14 protein-coding genes and 2 tRNA genes are annotated in these 14652 nt (G+C 31.8%); 5 read left to right on the top strand and 11 right to left on the bottom strand.

Annotated features, from left to right (window positions below):
• Window positions 1–38 precede the first annotated feature (38 nt).
• Window positions 39–1271 carry a hypothetical protein gene (locus tag ACXIHB_RS12890; RefSeq protein ID WP_462098401.1) on the bottom strand — a complete coding sequence of 411 codons (1233 nt, stop codon included), beginning with the start codon at window positions 1269–1271 and terminating at the stop codon, window positions 39–41.
• Between the two features lie 145 nt (window positions 1272–1416).
• Between ACXIHB_RS12890 and proS the strand changes: the two genes are divergently transcribed.
• From proS to rpsT, 4 genes are all read left to right on the top strand, one after another.
• On the top strand, window positions 1417–2895 hold the full coding sequence (gene proS, locus ACXIHB_RS12895) for a proline--tRNA ligase (RefSeq protein ID WP_462098402.1): 1479 nt from the start codon (window positions 1417–1419) through the stop codon (window positions 2893–2895).
• Window positions 2896–2969: 74 nt separating this feature from the next.
• Window positions 2970–3041, top strand: a tRNA-Glu gene (locus tag ACXIHB_RS12900).
• A gap of 107 nt (window positions 3042–3148) precedes the next feature.
• Window positions 3149–3220 (top strand) — tRNA-Glu (locus tag ACXIHB_RS12905).
• 34 nt (window positions 3221–3254) lie between these two features.
• Window positions 3255–3506, top strand: a complete 252-nt coding sequence (gene rpsT, locus ACXIHB_RS12910) for a 30S ribosomal protein S20 (protein ID WP_028891217.1) — start codon at window positions 3255–3257, stop codon at window positions 3504–3506.
• A 608-nt stretch (window positions 3507–4114) separates the two neighbouring features.
• Here the strand turns inward: rpsT and rodA are convergent.
• The 10 genes from rodA to ACXIHB_RS12960 all read right to left on the bottom strand — a co-directional run bounded on the left by rodA (window position 4115) and on the right by ACXIHB_RS12960 (window position 14121).
• The gene (rodA, locus tag ACXIHB_RS12915; protein WP_047790399.1) at window positions 4115–5392 is read right to left on the bottom strand and encodes a rod shape-determining protein RodA; all 1278 of its coding nucleotides are present in this window, start codon (window positions 5390–5392) and stop codon (window positions 4115–4117) included.
• Entirely contained in the window at window positions 5373–7259 is a 1887-nt protein-coding gene (gene mrdA / locus ACXIHB_RS12920; protein WP_073184324.1) for a penicillin-binding protein 2, read from the bottom strand. The genes rodA and mrdA overlap by 20 nt, the downstream gene beginning before the upstream one ends.
• Window positions 7256–7762, bottom strand: coding sequence for a rod shape-determining protein MreD (mreD, locus tag ACXIHB_RS12925; protein WP_239178722.1), 507 nt, complete (start codon window positions 7760–7762; stop codon window positions 7256–7258). The genes mrdA and mreD overlap by 4 nt, the downstream gene beginning before the upstream one ends.
• Window positions 7755–8582: a rod shape-determining protein MreC gene (mreC, locus tag ACXIHB_RS12930; RefSeq protein ID WP_239178723.1), complete on the bottom strand. Its 828-nt coding sequence runs from the start codon at window positions 8580–8582 to the stop codon at window positions 7755–7757. The genes mreD and mreC overlap by 8 nt, the downstream gene beginning before the upstream one ends.
• Before the next feature lie 16 nt (window positions 8583–8598).
• Window positions 8599–9627, bottom strand: coding sequence for a rod shape-determining protein (locus ACXIHB_RS12935; protein WP_047790403.1), 1029 nt, complete (start codon window positions 9625–9627; stop codon window positions 8599–8601).
• Between the two features lie 82 nt (window positions 9628–9709).
• Window positions 9710–11236: a bifunctional phosphoribosylaminoimidazolecarboxamide formyltransferase/IMP cyclohydrolase gene (gene purH / locus ACXIHB_RS12940; protein WP_073184329.1), complete on the bottom strand. Its 1527-nt coding sequence runs from the start codon at window positions 11234–11236 to the stop codon at window positions 9710–9712.
• A 136-nt stretch (window positions 11237–11372) separates the two neighbouring features.
• Complete coding sequence (locus ACXIHB_RS12945) at window positions 11373–11498, bottom strand: hypothetical protein (RefSeq protein WP_255724779.1); 126 nt, start codon at window positions 11496–11498, stop codon at window positions 11373–11375.
• 82 nt (window positions 11499–11580) lie between these two features.
• On the bottom strand, window positions 11581–12033 hold the full coding sequence (locus tag ACXIHB_RS12950; protein ID WP_047790405.1) for a GAF domain-containing protein: 453 nt from the start codon (window positions 12031–12033) through the stop codon (window positions 11581–11583).
• A gap of 245 nt (window positions 12034–12278) precedes the next feature.
• The gene (locus ACXIHB_RS12955) at window positions 12279–13643 is read right to left on the bottom strand and encodes a DUF5458 family protein (RefSeq protein WP_047790406.1); all 1365 of its coding nucleotides are present in this window, start codon (window positions 13641–13643) and stop codon (window positions 12279–12281) included.
• Between the two features lie 22 nt (window positions 13644–13665).
• Complete coding sequence (locus ACXIHB_RS12960; protein ID WP_047790407.1) at window positions 13666–14121, bottom strand: hypothetical protein; 456 nt, start codon at window positions 14119–14121, stop codon at window positions 13666–13668.
• 80 nt (window positions 14122–14201) lie between these two features.
• Here ACXIHB_RS12960 and ACXIHB_RS12965 point away from each other — a divergent pair, with 80 nt between their 5' ends.
• A complete protein-coding gene (locus ACXIHB_RS12965) occupies window positions 14202–14636 on the top strand; it encodes a GPW/gp25 family protein (protein WP_047790408.1) in 435 nt (144 codons plus the stop codon).
• Window positions 14637–14652 lie beyond the last annotated feature (16 nt).

Raw genomic sequence — 14652 nt, forward strand, 5'->3', positions numbered from 1 at the left:
TAATTAGTTAAAACTTATCTTGAAATTTTGATGCAAGATTATCTTCTAGAGCTTCTTGATGAGCTTCTGTTACTTCCTCTTGAGCTTCTGGTAGAAGAAGAACTTCTTGTACTTCTTGATGGAGCAGAGTAACTACGAGAATTTCTAGAAGGTTTTGAATAACTTTTAGAGTTTCTTGGAGAATACGACTTTCTAACAGATCTATTAGAATATTGGTTTCTCTTGGTATAGCTTCTAGAGTTTCTAACTGATGAAGATTTACGAACACCGTCATTATTAGAAGCTCTATGATTTCTAGTAGAATATCCTCTTGAACTCCTTGTTGAGCGAGGCGTACTTCTATAACTACGGGTAGATCTACTACCGTTAGAATTATAACTTCTTGTTCTAGTTGATCGTTTTATACTTCTATTGTTAGAGTTGCTTCCTCTTCTAGTATTATAGCTTCTCGTATTTCTTGTAGAACGAGTATTTCTGTTGTTACGATAAGTTCTACTATCACTTCTTCTGTAAACATCAGAAGAGCGTCTAGAAGTGGTAGTTCCTCTACGACCTGTAGTATAACCTCTTCTAGAAGTTGTTGCAGTTCTGTGACTTCTATAGTAGTTGGCACCTCTGTAAGGACGTCTATAATAACGATTATTATAGTATCTATATGGTCTGTAATGGTTGTACCTGTAATACGGAGAGTTCCAGTAAGAGTTATAGAAACCTCCTCCTAAACCTACATAAACCCCAGAGTTCCAGTGGTAAGGGGGCCAGTGAGAGTTATATGCCCAACCACCATAGTAACGAGGCCTCCACCAAGGTCTGTAATAATCATAGCCATAATTCCAATACCAATCGTTGTAATAACCCCATCTTGGATAAGTATTAATATTTATAACTACATCATTATTGTCAGAATAACCCCATGGTTCATTACCATTGTATGTAATTCTTGTTTCAGGTTCTTCTTCATAAATAATATCTTCATCATTATAAGAATCATCGTTTTCAGACTTATAATTTTCTATATCAGTAAAAATATCAGTACCATTTAAAGCGTCTAAACGTTCCACTTCTTTGGTAAAATAATTTTCTTGATATTTATCATATGCACGATCATCAGTAACAACTACTTTACGTTGTGGTTGTTCTATTTCATCAGCATAAATACCGTCATCACTACCAGTAACCGTTTGCGCAGAACCACAAGATATAAAGGTAGCTGCTATCAAAAATGATAAGGTATAAAAAGAGAGTTTGGTTTTGGTGTAATGTAGCTTCATGACTTTTTATTTTATGTTAAAGTAAATTGTTTTTTTATGAGCTGCAAAAAATTAGTTCTTTGTTGGGCTTGTTACCTTTTTAATGTAGTTTTGCAGATACAATTTACGCATAAAAAATAACAATATTTATGCCAAACTTTTGATTATGAGCAAACATTTAACAAAAAGAGCCGAAGATTACTCTAAATGGTATAACGAATTGATTGTAAAAGCTGATTTAGCTGAGAATTCAGCAGTAAGAGGTTGCATGGTAATTAAGCCATACGGATTTGCAATTTGGGAGAACATGCAAAAAGAATTAGATAGAATGTTTAAAGAAACAGGACATCAAAATGCTTATTTTCCTCTTTTTGTGCCCAAAAGTTTGTTTGAAGCAGAAGAAAAGAATGCTGAAGGATTTGCAAAAGAATGTGCGGTAGTTACACATTACCGATTACAAAATGACCCAGATAATGAAGGAAAGCTACGTGTAGATCCTGGGGCTAAATTGGAAGAAGAGTTAGTCGTTCGACCGACATCTGAAGCAATTATTTGGAATACTTATAAAGGATGGATTCAATCACACAGAGATTTACCATTGCTAGTAAATCAATGGGCAAATGTTGTAAGATGGGAAATGCGTACACGTTTATTCTTACGTACTGCTGAGTTTTTATGGCAAGAAGGTCACACAGCACATGCAACAAAGGCAGAAGCAATAGCTGAAGCAAAGCAAATGCAAGAGGTGTATGCAACTTTTGCTGAGAATTTTATGGCAATGCCTGTTGTTAAAGGAGCTAAAAGTGAGAGTGAACGTTTTGCTGGGGCAGATGATACCTTAACAATAGAAGCTTTAATGCAAGATGGTAAAGCATTACAAGCTGGAACTTCACACTTTTTAGGGCAAAATTTTGCTAAGGCATTTGACGTAAAGTATACCTCGAAAGAAGGAAAGCAAGAATATGTATGGGCTACTTCTTGGGGGGTATCAACACGTTTAATAGGTGGATTGATAATGACACACTCTGATGATGCTGGTTTAGTACTACCTCCAAAGCTAGCGCCAATTCAAGTTGTAATTATACCTATATATAAAGGTGAAGAGCAATTAAATGCTATTTCTGAAAAAGTAGATGTAATTGTAAAAGAATTACGAGCTAAAGGAATATCAGTAAAATTTGACGATAGAGACACTTTTAGACCAGGTGCTAAGTTTGCTGAGTATGAATTAAAAGGTGTTCCCGTACGAGTTGCAATGGGAAAAAGAGATTTAGAAAATGGAACAGTAGAAGTAGCGCGTCGTGATACTTTTGAGAAACAAACAGTTTCTAGAGATGAGGTGGTAGATATTGTAGCTAATTTATTGGAAGAAATTCAAAAGAATTTATATAATAGAGCATTAATTTACAGAAACGATCATATTACGGAAGTAAACTCTTTTGAAGAGTTTAAAGATGTGATAGAAAATAAAGGGGGATTTGTATCAGCACATTGGGATGGTACAATTGAAACAGAAGATAAGATAAAGGAGTTAACAAAAGCTACAATAAGATGTATTCCTAATGATGTAAAAGAAGAGAATGGAGTATGTGTGTTAACAGGAAAACCATCAACAAAAAGAGTACTTTTTGCAAAAGCATATTAAAAAAATAAAAAAAAGCTTTGTGTAATAAAAAACAGTTTTTATATTTGCACCCGCAATCGCAAAAAGATTGTTTTGGTCCGTTCGTCTAGGGGTTAGGACGCCAGGTTTTCATCCTGGTAACACGGGTTCGATTCCCGTACGGACTACAAGTTCTTTTTATTTGTTTTTTGAAATGAATAAAATAAAAATAAATTTTAGTTGCAGATAACAAAAAGAATTGTATATTTGCACCCGCAATCAGAACGATTGTTTTGGTCCGTTCGTCTAGGGGTTAGGACGCCAGGTTTTCATCCTGGTAACACGGGTTCGATTCCCGTACGGACTACAAGTTTTTTATAAACAATTAACGTATTAATAGAATGGCAAATCATAAGTCAGCATTAAAGAGAATTAGAAGTAACGAAGCAAAGCGCTTAAGAAATAAATATCAGCATAAAACAACTCGTAATGCTGTTAGAAAATTAAGAGCTACTGAAGATAAGAAGGAAGCAGAAGGAATGTTTTCGACTGTTGTGTCTATGTTAGATAAGTTAGCAAAGAACAACATTATTCATAAGAATAAAGCAGCAAATTTAAAGTCTAAATTGGCTAAACATGTTGCCGCTTTATAAGAGTTTTAAGGTTAGTTAATAGTTAAACGCTTCGATATTTTTATCGAAGCGTTTTTATTTTATATTAAATACAAAGAGCCATTTAGTAGCACTCACAATTATTGTGTTTATACAAAGATTGTTATTAATTTATAAAGGAAGAATTTTGTTTTTTTACCTCTCTACATTATGTTTTTAACGCTTTTATTTTAGTGTTAAAAGATTTAGTCCTAGCATTAGGTAATCCTATTTATAAAATTATAATTAATAATTATCGTATTTGCTATGGAGTGGTAATCCTTGATGTGGTAAACAAGTGCTTTTGAAAAAGTAACTAATTCTATTTTTCTATGAGTTCCCTATACTACAAAATCCTAATTCTGATGCACGATTTATTAAGATGATCTCTTCTATCTATCGTTAGTCCCTAATATGTAAATAAACACGCTTACACGAAAAGTGAAAGTTTGAATTATGACTTCTTTATTGGAACCGTTTGAAATAAAAATAATGTTATAAATCCAAGTCCACAACAACTTTTGAGATCCATTATTTGACTTTTATTCTTTAAGTAAGTAAAAAGACTACAATTTCTCTTTTTAATGTTTAAAAAGATGGTTTTAATTTATTTACCAATCATATTTTTTATGAGCATCTAAACGAATGAAAATGAATAGCAGTAAGGTGAATCCCCATAAAGATGATCCTCCATAACTAAAAAAGGGTAGTGGTATTCCTACAGTAGGTAGTAGCCCTATTACCATACCAATATTAACAATAATATGAAAAAAGAAAATAGAAGCTACACTATAGCCATATATTCTTGCAAATTTATTAGTTTGTGTTTCTGATAAGTAGATTATCCTATAGAGCAAAAACATAAATAAAACTATGACAAGAGAACTCCCTAAAAAGCCCCATTCTTCACCAACGGTACTATATATATAATCTGTGTGTTGTTCAGGAACAAAGTTGCCTTGAGTTCTATCTCCCTGCAAAAAGCCTTTTCCAGAAAAACCACCAGAACTAATTGTTTTTTCAGATTGATAAGAGTTATAGCCAATACCTTTGTTGTCTTGTATCTTTCCTAATAAAATATCAAACCTGTCTTTTTGATGTTGACCTAATATATTATTATAAGTATAACTAATTCCCAAAATAAAAAAAATAGAAAAAAGGTAAGAACCAATTATTTTTATAACATTGAAGCGAAAAAATCGCTTATTTCTATAGATTCCATAAAAAACAACAAGTGTTATTACAAGTAAACATGAAATAAGAACCCACTTTGCTCCAAAATATATAGTTAGTAAGAATAGAATTATAGAAATTGTTCCGAATAATATATATGCTAACGTAAGCCCTTCTCTGTTTAAAACAAAAAAGAAAGCGAAATATATTAGTACGGATCCCATGTCGGGTTGTAATGCGATGAAAAAAGCTGGTAAAAAGATAATTATAAAAGCTTTGGCCTGATTTTTTATTAGTTTAAGATTGTATTGACGATCACTCATTAGCTTAGCCAATGCTAGTGCGGTAAAAGCTTTTGCAAATTCAGAAGGTTGCAATCCTATACCTCCAAAATTATACCAAGAAGTAGCCCCATTAATTTTTTTACCAAATACAAGTACTCCAGCTAATAAAACCAGAGAAAAAATGTACATAACACTGGAAAATTGTTCGTAAAACTTTGAATTAAAAAAAAGGATGAAGATGATAACTGGCAAACTAAGTCCTATAAAAATTAATTGTTTGCCATATTTTGTAGAAAAGTCAAAAATTTCTCTCGATTCTTCTGTAGAAGATGCAGCATAGATATTAACCCATCCAAAACCAACTAATAGTATATAGAGAAAAACAAGTAGCCAGTCGACTCCAGCAAAAATATTATTTCGTTCCTGTCGCAATAGTATCGCTTTTTTGAATTAATAATTGATTGTCATATCTTTCTTGAAGACTTAGGTTAATCATACGGTTTTCAAGATGTTTTCTTGATATAGATTTGTTTAAGTATTTTTCAATTAGTAAGCTGGTAATAGGGGCCGCAATTGTAGATCCATATCCTCCGTTTTCTACAAAAATAGCTATGGCTATTTTGGGGTTTTCTTTTGGAGCAAAGGCTATAAAAATAGAGTGATCTGTTAACTGAACTTTTTTCTTATTTACTCTAATAAAGTTTTCAACCGTTCCTGTTTTCCCACAAATATCTATTCCCTTAACTTGACTATATCTAGCTGTACCTCTGGTAAATGTTTCATACATTGCCTCAATAGCAATAGGGAAATGTTCAGGGGAAACTGTTGTTTTTCTAGGAGTTGTATATATTGAATCAAGATTAGGTTTATCTTCAATTTTCTTAACAATATGAGGGGTGTAAAAATAGCCCTTGTTAGCAATAGCTGCAGTCATGTTTGCTAACTGAATAGGTGTGGTTTCTACCTCACCTTGTCCAATGGCATTTGAAATTGTTGTAGTAGCTCCCCATCTAAAATCATAACTTCTGTCGTAAAATCTTCCATTTGGTATTCTTCCTTTTTGACCAGAAGGAAGATCGTAACCTAAATAGTTACCTAACCCAAAGCTTTTTGCATGTTCACTCCAAGCATTAGTTCCTATTGTTGGGTTTTCATAGTTGTCTATAATTTTCCTGTAGGTGTTAGCAAAATAAGTATTACAAGATTTAGCAATAGCAGTTTTTAGACGTACAGGTCGTCCAACAATTCTACAGTGGCATCCCATAAAAGCATTTGGTCGTTTACCGTAGCGATATCCGTGATTACAATAAAAGCCTGAGTTTTCATCAATCACACCTTCTTGTAAGCCAATTAAACCGGTTAGGATTTTGAAAGGCGAACCAGGAGCATACATTGCTTGCAGCCCTCTATCAAAAGTTGGCATGTTTATACTGTCGTTAAAAAGTTTTACAGAGTTAGGAGAGCGTTGCCTTCCAACTAATAAATTCGGGTCATATGAAGGAGCGGTTACTAATGCTAAAATCTCGCCTGTTTGAGGTTCTATTGCAACAATACCTCCTCTTTTTCCAGACATTAATAATTCTCCATATTGTTGTAACTCACTATCAATAGTTAATGTCAAATCTTTACCAGCTACAGCAAGTGTGTCATATTTTCCATCTTTATAAGAACCAGTAATTTTATTTAGGTTATTTCTTTTAAAGTATTTTCTCCCTTTAATACCTCTTAATTCTTTCTCATATTGTTTTTCAACACCAAGCTTACCAATTAATTCTCCTTGTTCGTAGTAATCACTATTCTTAGCTACATATTCGTTTACCTCGCTAATAAATCCGAGTACATTGGCTGCAGATTTTATAGGATAGTTTCGGATAATACGTTTTTGTATATAGAATCCTTTATACTTGGGTAGTTTCTCTTGTAAAAAAGCATAGTCTTCTTTGGCTAGTTGTTTTAGAAATACCGAAGGAAGCCATCGCGCATAGTTTTCAGCTTTTTTAAAACGTTTTATAAAATCTTCCTTGTCGATTTTTAAAAGAGAGCAGAATTCTAAAGTGTCTAAAGGTTCTACTTCTTTGGGAGTAATCATTACATCGTAAGATAATTGATTAGCGACTAACAATTTTCCATTACGATCATAAATATAACCACGTTCAGGATAATCGTATTCAATTTTTATGGTAGCACTATTGGTTAGGCTCTGTTCACCTCCGTGTACTACTTGTAATTGAAATAGTCGACAGATATAAACAATTCCAATAAGAGTAATTAAAAATATAAGTAAGAAACTTCTTTTCATGTGAGTTTTTTCCTAAATATAAAACTTCCTAAAAAATACAACAGTAACGTAAAAACACTAGAAAAAAGTGTATTGATAAGCACATTTGAAATGTTATAAAAGCTAAAGTTAGTTAAACTAAATAAAATGAAGTGGTGAACTAATGTTAAAATTGCTGTATAATTAAATACTTTATCAAAAGATTCATGTCTTAGGTTAAAGAGCAGATAATCTGATGATGTTTTTTTGAAGACAGCCTTAAAAACAAATAGACGGATATAAGCCATAAATACAGTAGAAAAAGCATGAATTCCGCCAGAGTTAGAAAAAGCATCTACACATAAACCTAATAAAAAAGCTACTAATAAAAGAGAAAACCTGTTTTCCTTAATAGGGAATAAAAAAATAAAAACGATATAAATGTAAGGGTTTACATAGCCTAAAAATAAAATATTATTTAGAACCAACACTTGTAGTAACAAGAGGAAAACGAATAAAAATATTAAGTATACTGTTTTATTCATTGTTATTTTCTACAGTTTTTATTTCTTTTTTATTTAGGTTGGTTATTATATAAACATGACTTAAGTTAGACATATCGTTAAAGAGTTTAATGTTTATACTATTAACCGCAGATAATTCTTCAGGTACTTTTACGACTGTTCCAATAGGTATCCCGTTTGGAAAAATGGTAGATCTTCCTCCAGTAACTACAGTATCACCTTTTTTAAAAGCTGCTTGACGTGGAATGTCGGTTAGTTGTACAATATTGTAATCCTTACCATCCCATGTTAATGTACCGTAATGATTGTTATTTTTAAACTTAGCGTTGATATTGCTTTTTGAATTTAAAATAGATTGTACTCTAGCAAATTTATTAGAAATATTGTCAGTAATACCAATAACCCCTTTGCTATTTATTACTCCCATTTCTTGAAAAACATTATAATTTTTACCTCTGTTAATTGTTAAAAAGTTGTCAGCTTTGTGAAAAGAGTTCTTAATTATTTTTCCAGAAATGTAGTTGAAATTTTGATAGAGATTTATTGTATCTATTATCTGATTAGCAGAAACACTATCAAGATAAGTGTTAATTTTTTCTAATTTATTTTTTAACGCTAAGTTTTCTTCAACAAGTACAGAGTTTGTTTCTTTTAAGTCAAGATACTCCGATATGTTAGATGATTTTTGATATAGCCCACCTGTAATGAAATTAGTAGAGCTAATAAATTTACTTTTATGAAAAGAATGGTTGTTAATGATTAATGCAACAGCTATAACTTCTAGGAATAGAAAAAATAAGAAATACTTATACTTCTGTAAGAAATAAATAAGCTGTTGCATAAAAAATCATTCAAATTTATTTGATTAATACAGTTTTGTATTTTTCTAAATTTTTAAGTGCAATACCTGTTCCTCGAACTACAGCACGTAACGGGTCTTCAGCAACATATACTGGTAAATCTGTTTTTCTAGATAAACGCTTATCTAAACCTCTAAGCATTGATCCACCCCCAGCTAAATAAATACCTGTATTGTAAATATCAGCAGCTAATTCAGGAGGTGTTTTAGATAGTGTTTCCATTACGGCATCTTCAATACGTAAAATTGATTTATCTAGAGCTTTTGCAATTTCACGATAAGAAACTTGTATTTGTTTAGGCTTTCCACTTAATAAATCACGTCCTTGAACCATCATGTCTTCAGGAGGTGTGTCTAAATCTTCTGTAGCTGAACCTATTTGTAGTTTTATTTTTTCGGCAGTAGTTTCCCCAACATATAAATTGTGTTGCGTACGCATGTAATACATAATATCGCTGGTAAATAAATCTCCAGCAACTTTTACTGATTGATCACAGACAATACCAGCTAGTGCTATAACAGCAATTTCAGTTGTACCACCACCTATATCAATAATCATGTTTCCTTTAGGCTCCATTATATCAACACCAACACCAATAGCTGCTGCCATTGGTTCGTAAATCAAATAGATTTCCTTAGCATTCATGTGACGACCAGAATCAATAACTGCTCGTTTTTCAACTTCAGTAATTCCAGAAGGAATACAGATTACCATTCGTAATGATGGTGGAAATAATCTCTTTTTTATAGCAGGAATTTGTTTTACAAATTCCTTGATCATTTCTTCAGAAGCTTGAAAATCAGCAATTACACCGTCTTTTAAGGGGCGTATAGTTTTGATGTTTTCATGGGTTTTTCCTTGCATTCTACTGGCTTCGTGACCTGTAGCGATAATTTTACCAGTGAGCCTATTTCTAGCAACAATAGAGGGGTTGTCAATAACTACCTTACCATTGTGGATTATAAGTGTATTTGCAGTACCTAAATCTACTGCAATATCTTCTGTCATGAAATCGAAAAAACCCATAAAGATTTCGTTATTTATATTTAATTTTAATGTATTCTCACAAATCTAATAAAAATCTGTGGGTATTTTACACTCAATATAATTAATGTTTAAAATGTCTAGTTCCAGTAAAAACCATTGCTACATTATTATCATTACAATAATCAATACTTAATTGGTCTTTAATAGATCCCCCTGGTTGAATTACACTTTTTATACCTGCTTTATCTGCTATTTCTACACAGTCAGGAAAAGGGAAAAAAGCATCACTAGCCATAACAGCTCCGTTTAAGTCAAAGTTAAAACTATTAGCTTTTTCAATAGCTTGTCTTAAAGCATCAACTCTACTTGTTTGACCTGTTCCCCCAGCTAATAATTGCTTGTCCTTTACTAAAATAATAGTATTAGACTTAGTGTTTTTACATAGTTTAGATGCAAATAACAAATCCTCTAACTCATTTTCTGATGGTTTATTGTTAGTAGGGTAAGTTAAATCATCTAATTTGTCTGTAATATAATCTTTATCTTGAACTAATACTCCGTTTAAAGCAGTTCTAACTGTTTGTTTAGGTAATTCAATTTCTTTTTGAATCAATATTACTCGATTCTTTTTACCTTTTAAAATTTCTAAAGCATCAGCATCATAAGCAGGAGCAATAACTACTTCACAGAATAATTTGTGAATTTCTTCGGCAGTGGCTTTATCAATTTTCGTGTTAGAAATTAAAATCCCTCCAAACGCAGAAACAGGGTCACCAGCTAAAGCGTCTATATAAGCTTGATGAATTGTTTTACGTTGAGCAAAACCACATGCATTGTTATGTTTTAAAATAGCAAATGTTGGATCTTCACCTTTAAACTCTTCTATTAAATTAACAGCAGCATCAACATCTAATAAGTTATTATAGCTTAATTCTTTTCCATGTAGCTTATCAAACATAGCATCTAAATCGCCAAAGAAAAAACCTTTTTGATGAGGGTTTTCTCCATAACGTAATACTTTAGATGTAGTTTCACTAGCTTTATATACAACTTCATCTTCATTGAAATAATTGAAAATGGCAGTGTCATAATGAGAGGAGATATTAAAAGCCTTAGCAGCAAACTTTTTTCTGTCGTTTAACGAAGTTTCTCCGTTGCTTTCTGAAATAATAGTTAAGAAATCTTCATATTGTTCCATTGAAGAAATAATAACAGTGTCTTTAAAGTTTTTTGCAGCTGCACGGATTAACGAAATCCCACCGATATCAATTTTTTCAATAATATCTTGCTCTGAAGCTCCAGAAGCAACTGTTTTTTCAAAAGGGTATAAATCTACAATTACTAAATCTAACTGAGGAATGTTATATTCTTCCATCTCAGTAATATCGCCTTCGTGATCTTGTCTGTTTAAGATGCCGCCAAAAACTTTAGGGTGTAACGTTTTTACTCTTCCTCCTAAGATAGAAGGATACGAAGTAACATCTTCTACAGGTACTACATTAACACCTAAGTCTTTGATGAATTTTTCAGTACCTCCCGTAGAGTATATAGTAACACCTAGATTATTAAGTTTTTTAACAATAGGCTCTAATCCGTCTTTGTGAAAAACAGAAATTAACGCTGATTTAATAGTTTTTATATTGTTCATTATTGTTGTGTTGTTAAGCTTGCAAAGCTAGTAAAAGAGTAGTCGACACACAATATTTTTTTAGCTTTTAAGATTGAAAACACCACCAAAAATATTCTTTGGTGGTGTTTTAATACAACAAAACTATAAATATAAATTACTCTGCTGTTTCTAAGAAGTTTCGAAACCAGATTGTGAATTTTTCTATTAAAGATTGTTGAGATTTTGAACGAGCATTAGCACTGCCTAATGCTGCATAAGAAGGATGTTCTCTATTGCTCATATTTAAGGGGATTAATGGGGTTGTTTAAAATCACATCAAATAAAGTAAAAAAAAACTTAATAATCAAGTGATTATAAAATAATTATACAAAATTAGCTATTTTTTTGCAAATATATTCCAATAAATCTTCGTCGTTTTTAGTAAAAGGGTTAACAGTATGAGAGTCAATATCTATTTGACCGATGTTTTCGCCGTTTACAAAGATGGGAATTACAATTTCAGATTTTACTTTCCAACCACATGAAATATAATTGTCTTGTTCACTAACATCTTGTACAACAAAGTTTTTATTGCTAACTGCTACTTGTCCACAAATACCTTTTCCAAAAGGGATGATTGTGTGTTCTGTAGGTTCACCGTTAAATTGAGCTAGTTTTAACTCGTTTTTATCACCATTTTTAAAGTAAAAACCAACCCAGTCATAGTAAGAGATTTCTGAAGCTAAATAATCGCAGATTTGTTGTAGTTTTTCTTCTTTAGAAGAATTATTACTAACTATTAAGTCTATATTGTTTTTTAGTTCTTGTATGTTCATGAAAATATTTTTTATCTTATTCGTAAAGAGTGCTTAAAGCTTACAAAAATAGTTGTAAGGATTGTGATAAAAAACTGAATTTTATTTTTTATAGCTTAGACAAGAGGTTTTAAGTGTTTTTTTTGTGAAAGACGATACAATTTCAAAAAGAATGAGTTTAAAGTTATGTGATAGCTAAAATATTTTCAATAAAAAAAGCAAAGGTTAAAAACCTTTGCTTTTTTATTTTTCTCTGTAGTATAAAATTACTGTTGAACGTATTCACTATGCCAAACAGCATCTTCAGGACCATCTCCTTTGTGTCCATCTAGTTGGATAACAAAGCTTTTAGCAGGAAAATAAGGAGTGATATGAATATCTAATAAAACACGGTCTTTTTGATTTTGATCTTGTTCTATTTTTATAACCTTAAAACGCTCAATTAGCTTAGTAGGTCCTTGAATATCGTCTAAGAATTTAACTATTTGGCGACGTAAATCAGCCTCAGTTCTAGAGCTCCAGTTTTCAAAAGCTCTTCTATTTAAAAAGTCAAATAAAACCTTTGTTATGTGATCGAATACTCTTACAACAGAGTAAGTTTGTAAACCTAAGTTGTCTCCGTTAAATAAAGTCTTGGCTGAAAAAGCCATTACTTTACTATATTCGTTAACCATAGGAACAAGTCCCATTTTTTCAATTTCTGAAATTTCACTCTTTTTAAGATCGAATCGTACACTTTCTACCTCATTAATACCTCCAAATTTTTTACCTGCTACTACTTGAGACATTAATGTGTGATATATTTTACCAGCCAAAGCAGAAGATGGCGGAACGTATAGGTTGTCTTCTTCACCCACGGCATCTTCTTTTTTTCTTCCTAGTAGCCAGTTACAAGTCATTAAAGTGTTTGATTTGTGAATTTCGCCACCAGAGTGATTTGCATTTGAGAACATGTCAACAATGTCGTCAGGTGTTTCAAGATCTTGGAAGTCTGTTAATAAAACAGCTTTGTTGTCATGTGCTATTTTAGACCATTTGTCTAAGACTACGTTAGATCCTAAATAACCAGGAACTACTAATATAGAGTAGTTGTCTTTTAAATCTAATCTATCAAAGTTTTGTTTAAACTCATTTGATACATAGTCTATAAAAAGAGGATTTTCTAAATCTTTTAATTGACTTAAATCGGCATTTAAGATGGTGATGTTTTTTACTTTGTCTTTTTCGGTGTTTTTGTAGAATAAAGCTACTGATCTATAAGAGGTTTCTAGTTCTTTTGTTTTTTCTAAGGTTTTCTTAAGATTGTAATTTAAAACACTTTCTATGCTGGTAGATTTTTCTTTTGCAGTATCACACATTGATTCGATACTGTCACTACTTTTAAGAATTTCTAACCAAACAGAAAGTCTGTTTTTTAAGTTTTTTCTTTCTCCTTTCCACTGCTCGTCGTTTAAAAATAGACTTTTTCTAGCTTTTCTTTTTGGGTTCAAGTTAGAGTAACCATCAACGATGTTTTCGATAAAAGAGAAACCACCGTACTCTTTTATGCCATCAATAGCGTTAGCTACTTCTTGACTAGGGGATTGTTGTTTAACTACTTCCGATTGCTGCGTTTTTACTTTTGTAGACATAGCTAATTATGTTTTTTTGGTTTTATTGTTCGGCTTGCTCGATTTCTTTAATTGACTCTTCTAAAATTTTGATAAAGGTATCTTTTGTTTCAGGGTTACTAAGTGCTTTCATTAGCGCTCTGTTAGAAGATAGTTGTCTTGAAATTCTTAGATACTGGTCTTTTTCTATATCTAGCTTATTTAAAAAAGAGCTATTAGCCTTAATGTTCTCAACATTAAAATCACCTAAATTGTTGAAATTTAAAGATTCTTTAACGTCGGCGCCATTTTCATCGGTGTGTTCAAGATTCACTGAAGGTGAAAACTTCTCGAATACAGCTTCGATTGTGTCTAAACCATAGATAGCTTCGGGGGTTGCAGGAGCTTCGTCGGTAAGTTTTTGGATTAATAAAGTTTTGTTGGAAGAAATGTTTGCGATTGATTCATTAGCATCAACTTTAACTTCATTGCCTCCAATTCCGTAATTGTACATTGCCATAATAATTTTTTTTATTCTGCTACGAATCTATTAAATATTTGATAAAAAAAATTATTTTTACAGAAAAAAATTAAGGAAAAATGAATTATTTGAAGATCCCCCTAGACTTTTCCAGTATAACAAAAAGAAATAAAGAAAATAATAGATTGGGGTGTACACTTGAAGAATCCATAGCTCAACACCTCATGATAATTGCTACTTCAAAACAAGGTGAGGTTTTTGGAAGACCGAATTATGGTTCCGATATTTGGGATTTAGAATTTAACCAATTGGTTAAAATTAATAAATGGGAAGAAAAAGTTAAAGATTCTTTATATTATGCCTTTGTTGAGTATGAGCCAAGACTCAAGGATATTAGAGTTAGTGTAAGGTTATCTGAAATAGATGATGATGCTGAGACTACGGATGTTCATGTAAGAAGAAAAGCAGAAATTAAAGTATTTGGTACAATTATAGAAACCGATGCGCCATTTAATTTTGCTACACTTTTTTACATTAGTCCTTTATCACAATAAAAAAAATAAAAATAGC

The sequence above is a fragment of the Tenacibaculum sp. IMCC1 genome (assembly GCF_054906355.1).

Excerpts from the sequence above, each read along its gene's own strand:
- ACXIHB_RS12890 (WP_462098401.1), bottom strand. The coding sequence starts at position 1,271 with ATGAAGCTACATTACACCAAAACCAAACTCTCTTTTTATACCTTATCA.
- proS (WP_462098402.1), top strand. The coding sequence starts at position 1,417 with ATGAGCAAACATTTAACAAAAAGAGCCGAAGATTACTCTAAATGGTAT.
- rpsT (WP_028891217.1), top strand. The coding sequence starts at position 3,255 with ATGGCAAATCATAAGTCAGCATTAAAGAGAATTAGAAGTAACGAAGCA.
- mrdA (WP_073184324.1), bottom strand. The coding sequence starts at position 7,259 with ATGAAAAGAAGTTTCTTACTTATATTTTTAATTACTCTTATTGGAATT.
- mreD (WP_239178722.1), bottom strand. The coding sequence starts at position 7,762 with ATGAATAAAACAGTATACTTAATATTTTTATTCGTTTTCCTCTTGTTA.
- mreC (WP_239178723.1), bottom strand. The coding sequence starts at position 8,582 with ATGCAACAGCTTATTTATTTCTTACAGAAGTATAAGTATTTCTTATTT.
- ACXIHB_RS12935 (WP_047790403.1), bottom strand. The coding sequence starts at position 9,627 with ATGGGTTTTTTCGATTTCATGACAGAAGATATTGCAGTAGATTTAGGT.
- purH (WP_073184329.1), bottom strand. The coding sequence starts at position 11,236 with ATGAACAATATAAAAACTATTAAATCAGCGTTAATTTCTGTTTTTCAC.
- ACXIHB_RS12945 (WP_255724779.1), bottom strand. The coding sequence starts at position 11,498 with ATGAGCAATAGAGAACATCCTTCTTATGCAGCATTAGGCAGTGCTAAT.
- ACXIHB_RS12950 (WP_047790405.1), bottom strand. The coding sequence starts at position 12,033 with ATGAACATACAAGAACTAAAAAACAATATAGACTTAATAGTTAGTAAT.
- ACXIHB_RS12955 (WP_047790406.1), bottom strand. The coding sequence starts at position 13,643 with ATGTCTACAAAAGTAAAAACGCAGCAATCGGAAGTAGTTAAACAACAA.
- ACXIHB_RS12960 (WP_047790407.1), bottom strand. The coding sequence starts at position 14,121 with ATGGCAATGTACAATTACGGAATTGGAGGCAATGAAGTTAAAGTTGAT.
- ACXIHB_RS12965 (WP_047790408.1), top strand. The coding sequence starts at position 14,202 with ATGAATTATTTGAAGATCCCCCTAGACTTTTCCAGTATAACAAAAAGA.